General features: G+C 60.9%; 16 protein-coding genes and 2 tRNA genes. 7 read left to right on the top strand and 11 right to left on the bottom strand.

All coding sequences use genetic code 11. From position 1 onward, the window contains the following. The first annotated feature begins 215 nt into the window (after positions 1-215). Both F7R20_RS32105 and F7R20_RS24175 read left to right on the top strand, forming a co-directional pair. Positions 216-341: a hypothetical protein gene (locus F7R20_RS32105; protein WP_256212898.1), complete on the top strand. Its 126-nt coding sequence runs from the start codon at positions 216-218 to the stop codon at positions 339-341. 85 nt (positions 342-426) lie between these two features. Beyond that, the gene (locus tag F7R20_RS24175; protein ID WP_003198357.1) at positions 427-621 is read left to right on the top strand and encodes a hypothetical protein; all 195 of its coding nucleotides are present in this window, start codon (positions 427-429) and stop codon (positions 619-621) included. On the opposite strand, the gene F7R20_RS24170 is transcribed toward F7R20_RS24175, so the two are convergent. Beyond that, positions 622-1,044: a quorum-sensing-regulated virulence factor family protein gene (locus F7R20_RS24170; protein WP_003198359.1), complete on the bottom strand. Its 423-nt coding sequence runs from the start codon at positions 1,042-1,044 to the stop codon at positions 622-624. 184 nt (positions 1,045-1,228) lie between these two features. On the opposite strand from F7R20_RS24170, the gene F7R20_RS24165 reads away from it, so the two are divergent. From F7R20_RS24165 to F7R20_RS24155, 3 genes are all read left to right on the top strand, one after another. After that, positions 1,229-1,975 carry a tRNA-uridine aminocarboxypropyltransferase gene (locus F7R20_RS24165; RefSeq protein ID WP_003198361.1) on the top strand — a complete coding sequence of 249 codons (747 nt, stop codon included), beginning with the start codon at positions 1,229-1,231 and terminating at the stop codon, positions 1,973-1,975. Between the two features lie 213 nt (positions 1,976-2,188). Continuing rightward, complete coding sequence (gene erdR, locus F7R20_RS24160) at positions 2,189-2,842, top strand: response regulator transcription factor ErdR (protein ID WP_003198362.1); 654 nt, start codon at positions 2,189-2,191, stop codon at positions 2,840-2,842. A 72-nt stretch (positions 2,843-2,914) separates the two neighbouring features. Further along, positions 2,915-3,277: a diacylglycerol kinase gene (locus F7R20_RS24155; RefSeq protein WP_003184792.1), complete on the top strand. Its 363-nt coding sequence runs from the start codon at positions 2,915-2,917 to the stop codon at positions 3,275-3,277. A gap of 4 nt (positions 3,278-3,281) precedes the next feature. On the opposite strand, the gene F7R20_RS24150 is transcribed toward F7R20_RS24155, so the two are convergent. Continuing rightward, positions 3,282-4,208 carry a LysR family transcriptional regulator gene (locus F7R20_RS24150; protein ID WP_003198364.1) on the bottom strand — a complete coding sequence of 309 codons (927 nt, stop codon included), beginning with the start codon at positions 4,206-4,208 and terminating at the stop codon, positions 3,282-3,284. 121 nt (positions 4,209-4,329) lie between these two features. Here F7R20_RS24150 and fpr point away from each other — a divergent pair, with 121 nt between their 5' ends. Beyond that, positions 4,330-5,109 carry a ferredoxin-NADP reductase gene (gene fpr / locus F7R20_RS24145; RefSeq protein WP_003198368.1) on the top strand — a complete coding sequence of 260 codons (780 nt, stop codon included), beginning with the start codon at positions 4,330-4,332 and terminating at the stop codon, positions 5,107-5,109. A gap of 209 nt (positions 5,110-5,318) precedes the next feature. Here the strand turns inward: fpr and tsaA are convergent, their stop codons facing one another. The 5 genes from tsaA to rimO all read right to left on the bottom strand — a co-directional run bounded on the left by tsaA (position 5,319) and on the right by rimO (position 9,378). Next, on the bottom strand, positions 5,319-6,017 hold the full coding sequence (tsaA, locus tag F7R20_RS24140) for a tRNA (N6-threonylcarbamoyladenosine(37)-N6)-methyltransferase TrmO (protein ID WP_003198370.1): 699 nt from the start codon (positions 6,015-6,017) through the stop codon (positions 5,319-5,321). A 5-nt stretch (positions 6,018-6,022) separates the two neighbouring features. Further along, on the bottom strand, positions 6,023-6,484 hold the full coding sequence (locus F7R20_RS24135; RefSeq protein WP_003198373.1) for a YehS family protein: 462 nt from the start codon (positions 6,482-6,484) through the stop codon (positions 6,023-6,025). Positions 6,485-6,541: 57 nt separating this feature from the next. Continuing rightward, complete coding sequence (locus F7R20_RS24130; RefSeq protein ID WP_003198375.1) at positions 6,542-7,252, bottom strand: rRNA pseudouridine synthase; 711 nt, start codon at positions 7,250-7,252, stop codon at positions 6,542-6,544. Positions 7,253-7,335: 83 nt separating this feature from the next. Next, a complete protein-coding gene (locus F7R20_RS24125; protein WP_003198377.1) occupies positions 7,336-7,809 on the bottom strand; it encodes a GNAT family N-acetyltransferase in 474 nt (157 codons plus the stop codon). Positions 7,810-8,037: 228 nt separating this feature from the next. Next, a complete protein-coding gene (rimO, locus tag F7R20_RS24120) occupies positions 8,038-9,378 on the bottom strand; it encodes a 30S ribosomal protein S12 methylthiotransferase RimO (RefSeq protein WP_003198379.1) in 1,341 nt (446 codons plus the stop codon). Positions 9,379-9,711: 333 nt separating this feature from the next. On the opposite strand from rimO, the gene F7R20_RS24115 reads away from it, so the two are divergent. Then, positions 9,712-11,553: a potassium transporter Kup gene (locus F7R20_RS24115; protein ID WP_371916757.1), complete on the top strand. Its 1,842-nt coding sequence runs from the start codon at positions 9,712-9,714 to the stop codon at positions 11,551-11,553. Positions 11,554-11,814: 261 nt separating this feature from the next. On the opposite strand, the gene F7R20_RS24110 is transcribed toward F7R20_RS24115, so the two are convergent. The 4 genes from F7R20_RS24110 to F7R20_RS24095 all read right to left on the bottom strand — a co-directional run bounded on the left by F7R20_RS24110 (position 11,815) and on the right by F7R20_RS24095 (position 16,284). Then, positions 11,815-13,104 (bottom strand): virulence factor family protein, encoded by a 1,290-nt coding sequence (locus F7R20_RS24110; RefSeq protein ID WP_003198382.1) that lies wholly within the window; start codon positions 13,102-13,104, stop codon positions 11,815-11,817. Continuing rightward, positions 13,104-15,746, bottom strand: a complete 2,643-nt coding sequence (gene mprF / locus F7R20_RS24105; RefSeq protein ID WP_003198384.1) for a bifunctional lysylphosphatidylglycerol flippase/synthetase MprF — start codon at positions 15,744-15,746, stop codon at positions 13,104-13,106. The genes F7R20_RS24110 and mprF overlap by 1 nt, the downstream gene beginning before the upstream one ends. A gap of 153 nt (positions 15,747-15,899) precedes the next feature. Further along, positions 15,900-15,976, bottom strand: a tRNA-Met gene (locus tag F7R20_RS24100). Positions 15,977-16,207: 231 nt separating this feature from the next. Further along, positions 16,208-16,284 (bottom strand) — tRNA-Met (locus tag F7R20_RS24095). Between the last annotated feature and the right edge of the window lie 238 nt (positions 16,285-16,522).

The following is a 16,522-nucleotide window of genomic DNA, read 5'->3' as shown; positions in this document are numbered from 1 at the left end:
AGATTCATCGAGGCCACGACACTCCGTGTGTCGTTGTCAGCCCAGGCATCGGCCTGGAGGGTGACCTGGCTTGACGCGGTCTGCAGCAAGGCGACCAAGCCATCCAGCGGGTTCTGCTTTTCCCTTTGATAAAAACAATCACACGCCAAGGTGTTGGCCGGGCAGCCTCTTTCTGCCCGATGAAAAGACTATGGATACTTTGAATCTAGACCGTCATGCCGATCTTTGCTGCCTTGATCATGGCGCTCAAAAGTGACCGTTGGCAACCGCTGATACATGCCCTGAACTATCGCACCGCTCGTCAGATCGCCGGCCGGGTGCGTGCCGCTCTGATTTACTGATAACAAGCGTGCCAATGCAATTTGACGCCCAGGGTTGGGTGCCACGTGATGGATTGAAGCGGATCGGGGCAGGGAGGCGGGAGAAATGACCAGGGTCACTCTGGAGCTCGACAGGCAGTTGTACTTGATGCTGTTGGAATCGGCACAGGCCAATCGGGTGAGTCTTGAGGAAGAATGCTGTCGTCGGCTGGGAGGGCGAGCATGGCGCTCGCGTTACTTGCAGGCGCTGGTGGCGGAGTTGCGCGCCGACGATGAGCAGCGGCGCGCAAGCTCAGGTTGATTACTTCTTCGTCTTGGCCGGTTTCGGGCAATCCGATTCCTGGAAGCGCTCGGTCGCGACCGGGCGGTTGGTCTTAACCTCGGTGAACTCGTAGCGCATGGTTGCGCCCTTGGCCATCAACTTGCGGAAACCTGGATTGGTGCACACCGTAGAGCCCAACTGGAAATACACAGCCTTGGGGTCTGCGCGCATTTTCTGGGCGTGACTGCTTTGCACGCTGAGGTGGTTGATCAGCTCGGTGCCTTCGACGGTATAACCCTGGTCGAGAATGTCTTCGTTGATCGCCCGCGGCGTACCGACGCTACTTTCCTTGGCGACGTTCTGCAGCATCTTGTTCAGTTCGAGTTCTTTCAGCGAAGCAGCCTGAGCGCTGAAGGACGTCGCCAGCAGAACGGCAACGGTAGGGACGATAAGGCGCAGCATGAAACTCTCCTGGTTCAGTGACTGGTGGTTCGACCGATCACATGACTGTGCGTTCAGTGGCGGGGAATTATAGGGGAGCCCGGGCGGACGGTACAGGTTCGTGCGCTCTGGTAGACTGCCGGCCTTTATTGCCCTGCCGAGTGTTGTTCGTGTCGAGTTTTCCTGTCTGTCGGCGTTGCCCATGATGAATCACGCCCCTAACGCCGTAGCCCGCTTGCGCGACCAGCGCATCGATGAAGGGATCAGGCCGATCCAGGCCCGTGGCTGGCGCGCGCCCCGTTGCAGCGCCTGCCGAGTGATCGAGAGCCATTGCCTGTGCGCCTGGCGTCCGAGTGTCGAGACCCGCTCCGGGGTCTGCCTGATCATGACCAACAAGGAAGTGTTCAAGCCGAGCAACACCGGTTGGCTGATTGCCGATGTGGTGCGCGACAATCACGCGTTCATCTGGTCGCGCACCGACGTCGACGAGCAACTACTGGCGCTGCTGAACGATCCGCAATGGCAACCGTACCTGGTGTTTCCGGGCGAATACGTCGAGCCATCGCGAGTTACCCACACGGTTGACCTCGATCATTCCAAGCGCCCGCTGTTCATTCTGCTGGATGCGACCTGGACCGAGGCGCGGAAGATTTTTCGTAAAAGCCCGTATTTCGACCGACTGCCGATCCTGAGCCTGCTGCCCGACAGACTGTCGCGTTACCGTCTGCGCCGTTCGACCCGCAGCGAGCACCTGTGCACCGCCGAAGTGGCGGCATTGTGTCTGGAGCTGGCGGGGGACAGCGATGCCGCTTCGGCCCTGGACGCCTATTTCGATGTGTTCAGCCAGCATTACCTGGGCGCCAAGGGCCAGCAGGAGGTGAACGTGTCGACCCCGGCCCACGCCGAGTTGCAACCCTTTATCCGTACGCCGCAAGCAGTATTGGCCCAATAGTGGCCCATACTGGACACTGTGGCGGCTGTGCTGCTTGACCACCCCGGCTTCGCTGGGCATGCTTGGCGCCGACCAGGGCGCCGCCAATGTTTGAAACGCCGTGTTTGGCGTTGAATGTGCCCCTGTGGATGCCGCTGCATGGCGGTGTCTTGAGTTGTCTTGGCGAGGCGCGAATGCATCGGGCCTGCCATTAAAAACAGGATCATTTGAAAAATGGCCACATACGAAATCCTGATTGCCGATGACCACCCGCTCTTTCGCAGCGCGTTGCATCAGGCTGTGACCCTGGGCCTCGGCCCGGCTGTCCGGTTGACGGAGGTGGCCAGTATCGCGGAACTGGAGGTCCAGTTGACGGCGAAGGCCGATTGGGACCTGGTGCTGCTGGACCTGAACATGCCCGGCGCTTATGGCTTTTCAGGGCTGGTGCTGTTGCGGGGCCAATACCCGCAGATCCCTGTGGTCATGGTCTCGGCCCAGGAAGAAGCCTCGGTGATGGTCAAGGCCCGGGAGTTCGGTGCCAGCGGATTCATACCCAAGTCCAGTTCCCTTGAGATGATTCAGAAGGCCGTGAAGGCCGTCCTGGACGGCGATGTCTGCTGGCCGCCCCAGGCGTTCGAAGCGGTGAGCGTGTCCGAGGAAGCCAAGGCCGCCAGCGAAGGGCTGGCCAGCCTCACGCCGCAGCAGTTCCGGGTGTTGACCATGGTCTGCGAAGGCTTGCTGAACAAGCAGATTGCCTACGAACTGAACGTGTCGGAGGCCACCATCAAGGCCCACGTCACGGCGATTTTTCGTAAACTGAACGTGCGCACCCGGACCCAGGCGGCCTTGCTGCTGCAACAACTTGAGTCAATTTCGCCGCAGGCTTAGTGTTCCGGTTCACGCTTTTTTGACCGGGTTTGAATTAGCTTCTCCACTCCTTTTCGATCAGTTGCCCACTCTATGTCACCTTTTAAAGGCCAGACCGGCCTGAAACGCATCCTCAACGCCTCCGGCTATTCCTTGGACGGCCTGCGTGCAGCTTTTGTCGGCGAAGCGGCTTTCCGTCAGTTGGTGCTGCTCAACGTCGTGTTGATTCCGTTGTCATTCTTCCTGAACGTCAGTCGTGTCGAGCAGGCGCTGCTGATTGCCGTGTGCCTGTTGGCATTGATCGTGGAATTGCTCAACTCGGCGGTGGAGGCGGCTATCGACCGCATCTCCCTGGAGCTGCACCCATTGTCAAAAAACGCCAAGGACATGGGCAGCGCCGCCCAGTTCGTCGCCCTGACGATGATCGCGTTGGTGTGGGGCGTGGTGCTGTTGTAACGGCTCAGGCAATGGTCGGTAGCACGATTTCGTCGCTGCGCTGGGCTCCGGCGGTGAAAGCCCGGCACAGCTCAAGGAATTCGCGCATGGCCGAGGTCTGATACTTCTGTTTATGCCAGATGAAATAAAACTGCCGCGCCAGGTCCATGTCCGGTGTTTCCACTGCGACGAGGCTGCCGCGGCGGAAAGCGTCGCGCAGGGCCAGGCGTGAGATGCAGCCAATGCCCAGGCCGGATTCCACGGCGCGCTTGATCGCTTCGGTGTGTTCCAGCTCCAGGCGGATATTCAGCGCGCTGCGGTGGTGACGCATGGCCTGGTCGAAGGTCAGGCGCGTGCCGGAACCCTGTTCCCGTAGAATCCACGCCTCATGGGTCAGTTCCTCCATGGTCGCCTGGCCGCGCTTGGCCAGCGGGTGTTGAGGGGCGCAGAACACCACTAGTTCGTCCTCGACCCAGCTCTGTACCTCGATGTCCGGATGGCTGCAGTCACCTTCGATTAGACCCAGATCAATTTCATAGTGGGCAACCTGGTGCACGATATTGGCAGTGTTCTGCACGTGCAGCTTCACTTGGCTTTCTGGATGGCGCTGCATGAAACCGCCGATCAACAAGGTCGCCAGGTAATTGCCGATGGTCAGGGTGGCACCGACCGCCAGTGAGCCGAAACCGGACTTGCCATTGAGCAGGTCTTCGATTTCCTTGGCCTGGTCCAGCAGCGCCACTGCCTGGGGCAGCAGTTGTTTGCCCAGGGCGTTGAGACTCAGGCGCTTGCCGGCACGGTCGAACAATTGGCAGCTCGATTGCCGCTCCAGTTCGGTGATGGAGGTGCTGGCCGCCGACTGCGACAGATTGAGATGGCCCGCAGCGCGAGACACGCTTTCTTGCTGGGCGACGGCGACGAAGACTTGAAGTTGACGGAGAGTAAATCGCATATCGATATAACCGATAACCCTTATCTTAATAATCCATTTAACAGATATTGTCGCCGCCATTAGAATGCGATGCAATTGCGCAGATTATCGGCGCAGGCATTCTTCCCAGGAGTCCCCGTACATGAGCAACATGAACCACGAGCGTGTCCTCAGTGTTCATCACTGGAACGACACTCTGTTCAGCTTTAAGTGCACCCGCGATCCGGGCCTGCGCTTCGAGAACGGTCAGTTCGTGATGATCGGCCTGCAACAGCCCAATGGCCGCCCGCTTATGCGCGCTTACTCGATTGCCAGCCCGAACTGGGAAGAGCATCTCGAATTCTTCAGCATCAAGGTGCCTGATGGTCCGCTGACTTCCCAGCTGCAACACCTGAAGGAAGGCGACGAGATCATCATCAGCAAGAAACCCACCGGCACCCTCGTGCTGGACGATCTCAAGCCTGGCAAGCATTTGTACCTGCTCAGCACCGGTACTGGCCTGGCGCCGTTCATGAGCGTCATCCAGGATCCGGAAACCTATGAGCGTTTCGAAAAAGTGATCCTGTGCCACGGCGTGCGTTACGTCAATGAAGTCGCTTACCGCGAGTTCATCACCGAACACTTGCCGCAGAACGAGTTCTTCGGCGAAGCGCTGCGTGAAAAGCTGATCTACTACCCGACCGTGACGCGCGAGCCGTTCGAGAACGAAGGCCGCCTGACCGACCTGATGCGCAGCGGCAAGCTGTTCCGCGACATCGGCCTGCCACCGATCAACCCGCAGGACGACCGCGCCATGTTGTGCGGCAGCCCGAGCATGCTCGACGAGACCAGCGAAGTGCTCAACAGCTTCGGCCTGACCGTTTCGCCGCGTATGCGCGAGCCGGGTGATTACCTGATCGAGCGGGCGTTTGTAGAGAAGTAAGCCTCGGTTTATGCGATGGCTGACCGAAAGCTATCGCGATCAGGCTCGCTCCCACAATGGAGCATGTGTGACCACACACTCTTGTAGTCACTGCAGATCAAATGTGGGAGCGAGCCTGCTCGCGATGGTAGCGACTCGGTCCAAATGACAGACCAAAAAAAGCCCGCGCCGCCTGATAAAGGCCGCGCGGGCTTTTTCGTTTCTGGTGTCTACGGTTTCGCCGGAATCACTTCCAACACCCGAATCAACCCCGCCTGCGGGTAATGCCAACGAACATCCAGGTCCCAGAACTGCGCGCCATATTCCCGTTCGGCGGTGGGAACCTGGTACGCCGGGCGCGGGTCTTGGGCCAGGCATTGTTCAATCAGCTCCACCAGGGGCTCTCCCAGGCGCGTGGCGTGCTCGCGCGCTTGAAGCAGGGCAGTGTCCGCCCATTGCACCGGAATCAATTCAGGCGCTGCGCTGGCGATGCTGTTGGAAGCCGAGCCGATGATGTCGGCGTAGGGCACGTAGGGCTTGATGTCCAGCACCGGTGTGCCGTCCAGCAAGTCGATACCCGAGATCCACAGCCGCCCGGCTTCGATCCGCTCCAGCTTAACTACCGACTGGCCGATGCCGTTGGGGCGGTGGGTGGCGCGGGTGGCGAACACGCCCATGGACTTGTTGCCGCCCAGGCGCGGCGGGCGCACTTTCAACCGCGGCTTGTCTTCCAGCGCCTGGTGGAACAGGAACAGCAGCCAGACATGGCTGACCTGCTCCAACCCCTGCACTGCCTCGCCCTGATCAAACGGCGCCACCAGCTCCAGCACACCACGTGCGGCCGGCGCCAACTGCGGTTGGCGGGGGATGGCGAACTTCTCCTTGAAGCAGGAGCGGACGAAGCCGATGGGAGAGACGTTGTAAGTCACGGGTGTCAGCCGCGAACGCGCAGCGTCAGGCCCTTGAGGAAATTGCGCAGCAACTGGTCGCCACACGGGCGGTAGTTGGTGTGGCCGAACTTGCGGAACAGCGCGCTCAGTTCCGGCTTGGACACCGGGAACTCGGCGGCCTTGAGGATGGCGTGCATGTCGTCTTCCTTCAGCTCGAACGCCACTCGCAGTTTCTTGAGGATGATGTTGTTGGTCACCGGCACTTCGATCGGCTGCGGCGGACGGCTTTCGTCCTTGCCACGCTTGAAGATCACCAGGCCATCGAGAAAATGCGCCATGACCTCGTCAGGGCAGAATACGAAGCCTTCTTCCTCGTCTTTCTTGAGGTAGCCCGTCAGGTCCGCCAGGGAGACTTCCAGGCCGCCCAGCTTGATGATCTCGATGACTTTCTTGTCGCTGATGTCGAGCATGTAGCGCACGCTGCGCAGTACGTCGTTGTGAATCATGTGTGCAGTCCTGATCAATCGGCAGTGGGCGCCCCGGTTCGGTGCGGCGCCGGAAAATTAGAATTTCTCTTTGGCAGACAGGTAGCGCCACTGGCCCAGCGGCACCTTGCCGATGGACACGCCGCCGATGCGAATGCGGCGAATGGCGACGACCTTGAGCCCGACCGCCTGGCAAAACAGAGCGATCACGCCGGGCTGCGGGTTTTTCATGGCAAAGCGCAGGCGGTTCTCGTTCTGCCAGCTGGCCTTGACCGCCGGCAGTTCCTTGCCCTTGTAGGTCAAGCCATGGTTCAGGCGATTGAGGCCATGGGCGACCATCTCGCCTTCGACTTCCACCACGTATTCCTGCTCGATCTTGGCGGCGTCGGCGGTGAGCTTGCGCAAGATTTTCCAGTCCTGGGTGAACACCAGCAGCCCGCTGGCGTTGGCCTGCAGGTCGGCGCTGGCGGTCAGGCGCAGGAAATGGCCCTTGAGCGGGCGTTTGCCGAAGCGATGTTCTTCGCTCAGGGTCTGCGGTCCGAGGGAGGCCATGGCAGTGTCCACATCCGTGCCGGCCGGGACGTTGAGCAGGAGCGTCACCGGTTCCGGCGCGGTGGCCTTGGCCTCGGGGTCGAGTTCGACCTTCTGGGTGGTGACCTTGAACTGCGGCTCATCGATCACTTCGCCATCCACGGTGACCCAGCCGCCCTCGATGAACAGCTCAGCCTCCCGACGGGAACAGCCGACGAGTTCGATGAGGCGTTTGGAGAGACGAATCGGGTCAGTCATGACGGGGGCCGTAACAAAAAGAGGGTGGGCATTGTACCTGCCTGGCGCCGGTTAATCGCGGGTCCATTTGCCTCATGCCGCTTTTAGCCGCGCCCAGCCTTCAGGTCGGGCTGCTTGTAGCGCATGTGCAGCAGCGGGTAGGGTTGGTTCATGCCATCTTTTGCCGAACGCCCGACCACTTCGAAGCCTTGCTTGAGGTAAAAGCCCAGGGCTTGCGGGTTCTGCTCGTTGACGTCCAGTTGATCGGCGTTCAGGTGTTCCATGGCGTAGCGCAGCAGTTGCTTGCCCAGGCCCTGGCCACGGTGCTGCGGGTCGATGAAGAGCATCTCGATCTTGCCGGCCGCGACGCCGGCGAAACCGGTGATCCGCTGGCGCGCGTCCCGGGTGCAGATGAGCATCACCGCATCCAGGTAACGGGTGAGCACCAGGTTTTTCAGCAGCTCGATGTAGCTGTCCGGCAGGAAGTCGTGGGTGGCGCGTACCGACGCCTCCCACACCTGGGTCAGTTCCTGGTAATCGCTCGGTTTCGGTGTGTGGATGACCGAATGCTGACGCATGCCCGCCTGTTCCTTGTGCTGGATATCTCCATACGATAGCTGCAAAAAAGCCCCGCATCTTGTGATGATGACGGGGCTTTTCAATTTTTCGGCTTGTGAAAGCACCTGTGGGAGCCGAGCTTGCTCGCGATGGCGTCGTGTCAGCCAATATTGATGTTGGCTGATGCACCGCTATCGCGAGCAAGCTCGGCTCCCACAGGTATCACATTGAGTCTGTGAAGCCGCGGATCAACCGATCTGCTCAGCCCACAAATCGTACTCATCGGCGTCGGTCACCTTGCACCAGACTTTGTCGCCCGGCTTGAGGTTGCTGCCATTGTCGATGAAGACGTTGCCGTCGATTTCCGGGGCGTCGAAGAAGCAGCGGCCCACGGCGCCTTGCTCGTCCACTTCATCCACCAGCACTTCGATTTCACGGCCGATGCGCATTTGCAGGCGCGCCGAGCTGATGGCCTGCTGGTGCGCCATGAAGCGCTCCCAACGGTCCTGCTTGACGTCGTCCGGCACCACGTCCAGGTCCAGGTCGTTGGCCGGTGCGCCTTCGACAGGGGAGTACTGGAAGCAGCCGACGCGGTCGAGCTGGGCTTCGGTCAGCCAGTCCAGCAGGTACTGGAAGTCTTCCTCGGTTTCACCGGGGAAGCCGACGATGAACGTCGAACGGATAATCAGGTCCGGGCAGATCTCGCGCCAGTTCTTGATGCGGGCCAGGGTCTTGTCTTCGAACGCCGGGCGCTTCATGGCCTTGAGGACTTTCGGGCTGGCGTGCTGGAACGGGATGTCCAGGTACGGCAGGATCTTGCCGGCGGCCATCAGAGGGATCAGTTCGTCGACGTGCGGGTATGGGTAGACGTAATGCAGGCGGACCCAGACGCCGAGGGTGCTGAGGGCTTCGCACAGTTCGGTCATGCGGGTTTTCACCGGCGCGCCGTTCCAGAAACCGGTGCGGTATTTCACGTCGACGCCGTAGGCGCTGGTGTCCTGGGAGATTACCAGCAGTTCCTTGACGCCAGCCTTGACCAGGCGCTGGGCCTCGTCGAGCACATCGCCCACCGGACGGCTCACCAGCTTGCCGCGCATCGACGGGATGATGCAGAAGCTGCAGCTGTGGTTGCAGCCTTCGGAAATCTTCAGGTAGGCGTAGTGGCGCGGGGTCAGCTTGATGCCTTGTGGCGGCACCAGGTCGATCAGCGGGTTATGGTCCTGGCGTGGCGGCACCACGTCGTGCACGGCGTTGACCACCTGCTCGTACTGCTGCGGACCGGTCACGGACAACACGCTCGGGTGCACGTTGCGGATGTTGCCTTCTTCCACACCCATGCAGCCGGTGACGATGACCTTGCCGTTTTCCTTGATGGCTTCGCCGATCACTTCCAGGGATTCGGCCTTGGCCGAGTCGATGAAGCCGCAGGTGTTGACCACGACCACGTCGGCGTCCTGATAGGTGGACACAACGTCATAGCCTTCCATGCGCAACTGGGTCAGGATGCGCTCGGAGTCGACCAGAGCCTTCGGGCAACCCAGGGATACGAAGCCAACCTTCGGATTGGCTGGCGCGGTAGTGGTGGACATGTCTAACCTCGGTGTAGGGGGATCGTCTCTTGCCGAGACAGGGCGCCTGGCGCGCCTCTGATCAAAAAGTGCGCAATTCTATCTGTGGCCGGGCTGCTTGACCAGCTTTATACCGGGAAATGCGACGAGTGCTGCGCTATGCTTCGCGCCTTTGCGTTCTGACGATTGCTACAGTCAACAAAACGTCTGTAACAATACGTAAAACAGCGCATGCTGCCTCAACAAAGCATAGTGCTTCGTTCAAGAAGCCAGGTCTGGAATCAGGAGTGTTGGATGGGTCATGCAAGTAGTCAGGCGGTGGGTGCCGAGCATTCGGCAGCGAAACCGCTGAGCATGCTGGTCGCGGCGGTCGGAGTGGTTTATGGCGACATCGGCACGAGCCCGCTGTACACCCTCAAGGAAGTGTTTTCCGGTGCCTACGGCGTACCTGTCAACCACGATGGGGTGCTGGGGATCCTCTCGCTGATTTTCTGGTCGCTGATCTGGGTCGTGTCGATCAAGTACATGATGTTCGTCCTGCGCGCCGACAACCAGGGTGAGGGCGGGATCATGGCGCTCACCGCCCTGGCGCGGCGGGCAGCGGCGGGGCGGGCGCGGTTGCGCAAATTGCTGGTGATCTGCGGCTTGATCGGGGCGGCGTTGTTCTATGGCGACAGCATGATCACCCCGGCGATTTCCGTGCTCTCGGCGATCGAAGGCGTTGGCCTGGCGTTCGAGGGCATCGATCATTGGGTCGTGCCACTGTCCTTGGTCGTGCTGGTAGGGCTCTTTATCATCCAGCGCCACGGTACCGCACGGATCGGCATCCTGTTCGGCCCGATCATGGTCACCTGGTTCCTGGTGCTCGGCGCGCTCGGTGTCTACGGCATCAGCCAACACCCGGAAGTGTTGCAGGCGTTGAACCCAGTCTGGGCCGTGCGTTTCTTCGTCGTCCATTCGGGCATGGGCGTGGCGATCCTCGGCGCCGTGGTGCTGGCGCTGACCGGTGCCGAAGCGCTGTACGCCGACATGGGCCACTTCGGGCGCAAACCCATTGCACGGGCCTGGTTCATCCTGGTGCTGCCGGCGCTGGTACTCAATTACTTCGGTCAGGGCGCGTTGTTGCTGGGTGACCCGGAAGCGGCGCGCAACCCGTTCTATCTGTTGGCACCGAGCTGGGCGCTGATTCCGCTGGTGGGTCTGTCGACCCTGGCCACGGTGATCGCTTCGCAAGCGGTGATTTCCGGCGCATTCTCCCTGACGCGCCAGGCGATCCAGCTCGGCTACATCCCGCGCATGTATATCCAGCACACCTCCAGCGCCGAGCAGGGCCAGATCTACATCGGTGCGGTGAACTGGTCACTGATGGTTGGCGTGGTGCTGCTGGTGCTGGGTTTCGAATCTTCCGGCGCATTGGCTTCGGCCTATGGCGTGGCCGTGACCGGTACCATGCTGATGACCACGATCCTGGTCTCGGCGGTCATGCTGTTGTTGTGGAAATGGCCGCCGCTGCTGGCGGTGCCGGTATTGATCGGTTTCCTGCTGGTCGATGGCCTGTACTTTGCCGCTAACGTGCCGAAAATCGTTCAGGGCGGCGCTTTCCCGGTGATCGCCGGTATCGCCTTGTTTGTGTTGATGACCACCTGGAAGCGCGGCAAGCAATTGCTGGTGGAGCGCCTGGACGAAGGCGCGCTGCCGCTGCCAATCTTCATCAGCAGTATTCGCGTGCAACCGCCCCATCGCGTACAGGGCACCGCCGTGTTCCTGACCGCACGTTCGGACGCCGTGCCCCATGCGCTGTTGCACAACCTGCTGCACAACCAGGTGCTGCATGAGCAAGTGGTGCTGCTGACGGTGGTGTACGAAGACATCCCCCGGGTACCGCCGCAGCGGCGCTTCGAGGTCGATGCCTATGGCGAAGGCTTCTTCCGGGTGATCCTGCATTTTGGCTTCACCGACGAGCCGGACGTCCCGCAGGCACTCAAGCTCTGCCATCTGGATGACCTGGACTTCAGCCCGATGCGCACCACCTACTTCCTCAGCCGCGAAACGGTCATCGCGTCGAAACTCGAAGGTATGGCGCGCTGGCGCGAGGCGTTGTTCGCCTTCATGTTGAAGAACGCCAACGGCAATCTGCGCTTCTTCAATCTTCCGTTGAACCGGGTGATTGAACTGGGGACGCAGGTGGAGATGTAGCGACCAGAAAACAAAAAGCCCTCGTTGCCTTGCGGCGGCGGGGGCTTTTTTGTCGGTCGCACAAATGCAAGATGACCAGTGAACCTTTGTGGGAGCGAGCCTGCTCGCGATGGTTGTGGGTCAGTTGGCAGTTATGTTGACTGTGCTGCCGTCATCGTGAGCAGGCTCGCTCCCACAAGGGGCCCTATGTGCAGTCGAGCTGGCACAAAAAAGCCCCGGTAACCGTAAGGTTGCCGGGGCTTTTCTCTGTTCTGCGTCAGATCACTGTTCGGTTGTCTTGTTCTGCCGCTTGTTGATCTCATCGATCAGGCGCTTGGCCAGGGCCGGGTAATTTTCGTCGAAGTGGTGGCCGCCAGGCAGCTTGATGGCCTCGCCCACGGCGGTCTTGTCGGTACAGCCGCTTTCGTCGGCTTCTTCACCGCCGTAGATGCACACCACTTTCTCGGCTGGCAGCTTGGCCATTTCCGGGCCGGTGGCGGCTTCCGTCCCGGCGTTACCGAGCCAGCCTTCGACTTCGATCTCGAAGCTGCCTGTGCGGGCGAAAGCCAGCAGGATGATCGCATCGACCCGCTGTTGTTCGGTGGCTGGCAGGCGATTGTAGATGGCTGGCAACACGTCGGCACCGAAGGAGTAGCCGGTCAGGACGAAGCGCTTGGTGCCCCAGACCTGACGGTAGTGCTGCATCAGTTCGGTCAGATCCGCCGCGCTTTGCTCCGGGCTCTTGTGCTGCCAGTAGTAGCGCAGGGTGTCGATGCCGACCACTGGGTAGCCAATCTTGGCCATTTCATCGGCCACGTCGCGGTCCAGGTCGCGCCAGCCGCCGTCTCCGGAGAGAAACAGGGTCACGGTATCCCGCGTCTGGCTGGCTGGGACTTCCACCACCGGGATGCTCAGGCCACCCTTGGCCTTGTCAGTGCCGACCAGGATCTTGCGCAGCTCGTTGTTCAGTACTTGCGGCAGGTTGATGTCGTAGTCGCTGATGCTGGTCTCGGCATTCCGCTGATCGCGTACGAAGCCGGCGCTGGTGTCGTCGGGGTTATCGTTCCAGGCCACCAGCCAGTGGCCGTGGGCTGCGCTTTTGGGCAGCAAGTGTGTGCAGCCGGGTTTTTCCAGGGCCAGGTCCACCGACACGGCCTTGGCCTTGTCATCCTTCTGCTCGGCCAGCCAGCGCCAGGCCAGCACGGCGCCAGGGCCGATGCCGCTGACCAGCGTGGCTGGCCCTTGGAGCTGCCGCAGGCCCGTCTGCAGGGCGCGACCTTGCAACATGCAGTCCTTGGGCAGGATCACTTGGACGATCTGCGCCGAGCCGCTGCGGCTGAGGGTCGTCAACTGCGTGTCGCTGAGCTTCTGGTCCTCATTGACCGCCACCAGCACCTGGGCGCGCGGCTTGGTGCCGGGGATGACCCGCGTCATCGCCACGCCATCGGTGGGCGCCAGCTGTTCCAGGGTTGGTTGCGGGGCCGGGCGTTTCAAGTACCAGTAACCGCCACCGAGAATTACCGCCAGCACCAGCAGGGCGGCCACTACGTATCGCCAGGAGCGTTGCATCATCAGCGTTTCACCAATCCAGTCAGGCCGCCTGCAATCAGGGCGGCGGTATCAGCCAGCGCCACCAGCGGATCGAGTCCGGCGGGCACGGCCATGTAGCGAGGTTCCCAGTCAGGCTGGAATTTGTCTTTGAAGCGGCGCAGCCCCTGGAAGTTATAGAGCTGCTCGCCACGGCGGAAAACCATCGAACCCAGGCGTTGGGTCAACGGTGCGCCGCGACGCGGTTGCAGGCCCGACAGCGGGACCATGCCGAGGCTGAAGCGGGCGTAGTCATGGTTTTTGTAATGCTGGATGAGGCCGACCATCATGAATTCCATGGTCAGTTTCGGGGCTTCGGGGTGGGCGCGCATCAGGTCGAGGCTGGCCAGTTCGTGACTGTGGGTTTCCAGCAGGTTGGCGAACGCCACCGGCCGGCCCTCGAAACGAATTACCGCGATGCGGAAATGCTTGAGGTAGTCATCGCTGAAACGGCCCAGGGAGAAACCTTTCTCACGCACGTTCTTGCCGGTCAGCCAGGCATCGGAAATGACCTTGAGCTCATCCATCGGCGCCTGGCCCGGTTCGTGGATCTCCAGTGACAGGCCGTCACGGGTGCCGCGGTTCCAGGTGTAGCGCAGGTCCTTCATCTCCTTGCCCTTGGCTTCGAGATCGAAACGCTTGAGGTCGACCCGTGCTTCCTCGCCCAGCTTGATGGCTGTCAGGCCGATGTCCATGTAGTACGGCAGGTTCTCGGCACGTACCTGATAGAACACGGGGCGGGCATGGTGGATGTCACACAGGTCGCGGAACTGCCAGATCATTTCAGCCCGTTGCTGGGTAGGACCGATCGGGTCGTACAACGCCACCAGGCTGCGACCACGGCGGGCGTACATCAGGAACGCTTCGTCGTTGGGGTGAAACAGCAACGCCTTGTCGCCGGTCAGGGCCAGGCCGCCGTCGGGTTGCGAAGACGTCATGAGAATCGTCTTGGCCCGCTCCAGTTCTTCTGCCGTCGGCAAATGGATCACCGGTCGCGCGGTGCGCAGCAACCAGGTCAGGGACACCACCACCAGCAGCACCGCGGCGCCCAGCAGGGAGCGCAGGCCGCGAGGGGCGTCGGCGTCGAGAGTGAACTGCCACCAGAGTTGATGGCTGTAGGGCACATCCTGGTAAGCAAACAGCAGCAGCCAGATCGACGCGCCGAGCACGCAGATACTGGCGATCAGGAACAGCGGGGAAAAGGGCAGTTCAGTCAGGCGACTCGGACGATAGAAGGAGCGCCGGAACACCGCCAGCAGGGTGGCCGTCAGCGTCAGTAGCGTGGCTTCTTCCCAGTCAAAACCCTTGAGCAGCGAGAGCAGGGCGCCGACCAGGAGCAAGACCGTGGTCAGCATCCAGGCGGCCGACAGGCGACGGCGCAGGCCTTGGGCGAGCAACAGGCACAACACGCCCACCAGGCTGGCGCCGAAGTGCGAAGCGTCGACCAGCCGATGAGGGATAAGGAAGCCGATGTGCTCCAGGCGGGTGTCGATTTCCGGCGTTACCCCGGAAAACAACAGCACGACACCTGAGAGGAACACCAGCACCGCCAGGATTGGCGCCGCGAAACCCGATGCCGCCCGCAGGGTCTGGCGCGTCTGGAACAGCCGTTGCGCCTCATTGATCAGCAACAGTACGCAGGCCACCAGCATCGGCAGCAGCACGTAGATCAAGCGATACAGCAACAGCGCGGCGGCCAGTGGCGCGGCCCCGAGTTTGTCGGCGAACGCGGCCAGCAGGATCGCTTCGAATACTCCGACACCGCCCGGTACGTGGCTGAGCACCCCGGCAGCCAGCGCCAGCAGGTACACCAGCAGGAAGGCGCCGAACGGCGGCGCTTCGGGCAGCAACAGATACAACACTGTGGCGGCGGCGGCGACATCCAGCGCGGTGATTACCAATTGCAGGAAGGTCAGGCGTCGGCCCGGCAGGCGCAGCGTGCGGCGCCCGGCTTTTACCAGCAGGCTGTCGCGATGAGGCTGTTCCGGCAGGCGTCGACGATAGATGCCGACGGCCAACACGCTGGTGAGCAGCAGCACCGCGACGGAAATGGTCCCCAGCAAAGCCGCAGGCAGGTGCAGCGCGGTGGACGCGGCGGGCAGGTTGCTGAGCGTCGCCAGGGCCGCCAGCGGCGGCAACGCGCAGCCCAGGGACAGGCTGGCGAACAGCGTCATGTGGGCGACATCCGAGGCCCCCAGGCCATGACGCGCATACAGACGGTAGCGAACCGAGCCGCCCGACAGCAGTGACAGGCCAATGGCATTGCCGATGGCGAACGCGGTGAATCCACCCAGGACCATGGTTTGTGGCGGCAGTGTCACCCCGGCATAACGGCTGGCGGACCACTCGTAGCCTAAAAGAATGATGAAGCCGGCTACCGTGGCGGCGATCGCGCCCAGCAGGGCCGGTCGTGGCACTTCCAGAATTGAATCATGCAGGGCGTAAAGATCGAGCTCGCTCAGCAAGTGGCGACAGGCAATCAAGGCAATCGCAAACAGCAGCAACGTTACCGCGAGACCAATAGGCTGGCGGTATTGACTGATCCGATCCAGCCAGCGCAATCGTTCGGCCTTGATCGGTTGTGTCGCAGTAACAGGGTCTTGCGGGTCAGACGAGTGGGCGCGCATCAATCACCTCTTGAGCTATGCGCGACAGGATGGGGGTATCCAGCCAAGTTACCAATCCCCGCGGAGGAAAATAATTACAAAATCTTTGTAATGTAGGGCTTTTTTCGCCAGACACAAAAAAGGCCACTCTTTCGAGCAGCCTTTCTTGATATTTGGTTGCGGGAGCCGGATTTGAACCGACGACCTTCGGGTTATGAGCCCGACGAGCTACCAGACTGCTCCATCCCGCGTCTGTGTGGCGGCATTCTACAGGCGAACGCCCGAGTGTCAACCGTTAAAAGGTAATGGGCTCAAATAAACCCTCGATCCGCCCCTTGTCTTCCTAAACGCTCGGAATTTAAAGGAAATTGTCCTACAACTGGTTGTGGGTAGGGTGGCGTAGGCGGCGACTCTCTGATCAGGCAGTCAAAAACGGGCACGCACAAAAAAGGCCACTCTTTCGAGTAGCCTTTTTTGATGTTTGGTTGCGGGAGCCGGATTTGAACCGACGACCTTCGGGTTATGAGCCCGACGAGCTACCAGACTGCTCCATCCCGCGTCTGTGTGGCGGCATTCTACAGAGAATCGCGCGGCTGTCAACCCTGGCTATATAAAAAACTGTTCCGCTTCAAGTGCTTAGCCTTGGAGAAAGGCATTGTGACAGCGCTGTGACGCAAGCCTGGCAAGGGCTGAAGCTCTATTGGAGGCTTCATTGCGATTGAAGAAGTAAATTTGTGTAGGCACTTTCGGGTCTCGACGAAGGATCTTTTAAACTACTGGTGCTATATACAGGTGCC

It is taken from the genome of Pseudomonas brassicacearum subsp. brassicacearum, assembly GCF_008801605.1.
Lineage (GTDB): Bacteria > Pseudomonadota > Gammaproteobacteria > Pseudomonadales > Pseudomonadaceae > Aquipseudomonas > Aquipseudomonas brassicacearum.
The sequence above is the reverse complement of the archived record's forward strand: the minus strand, read 5'-3'. Positions and strand labels throughout refer to the sequence as shown.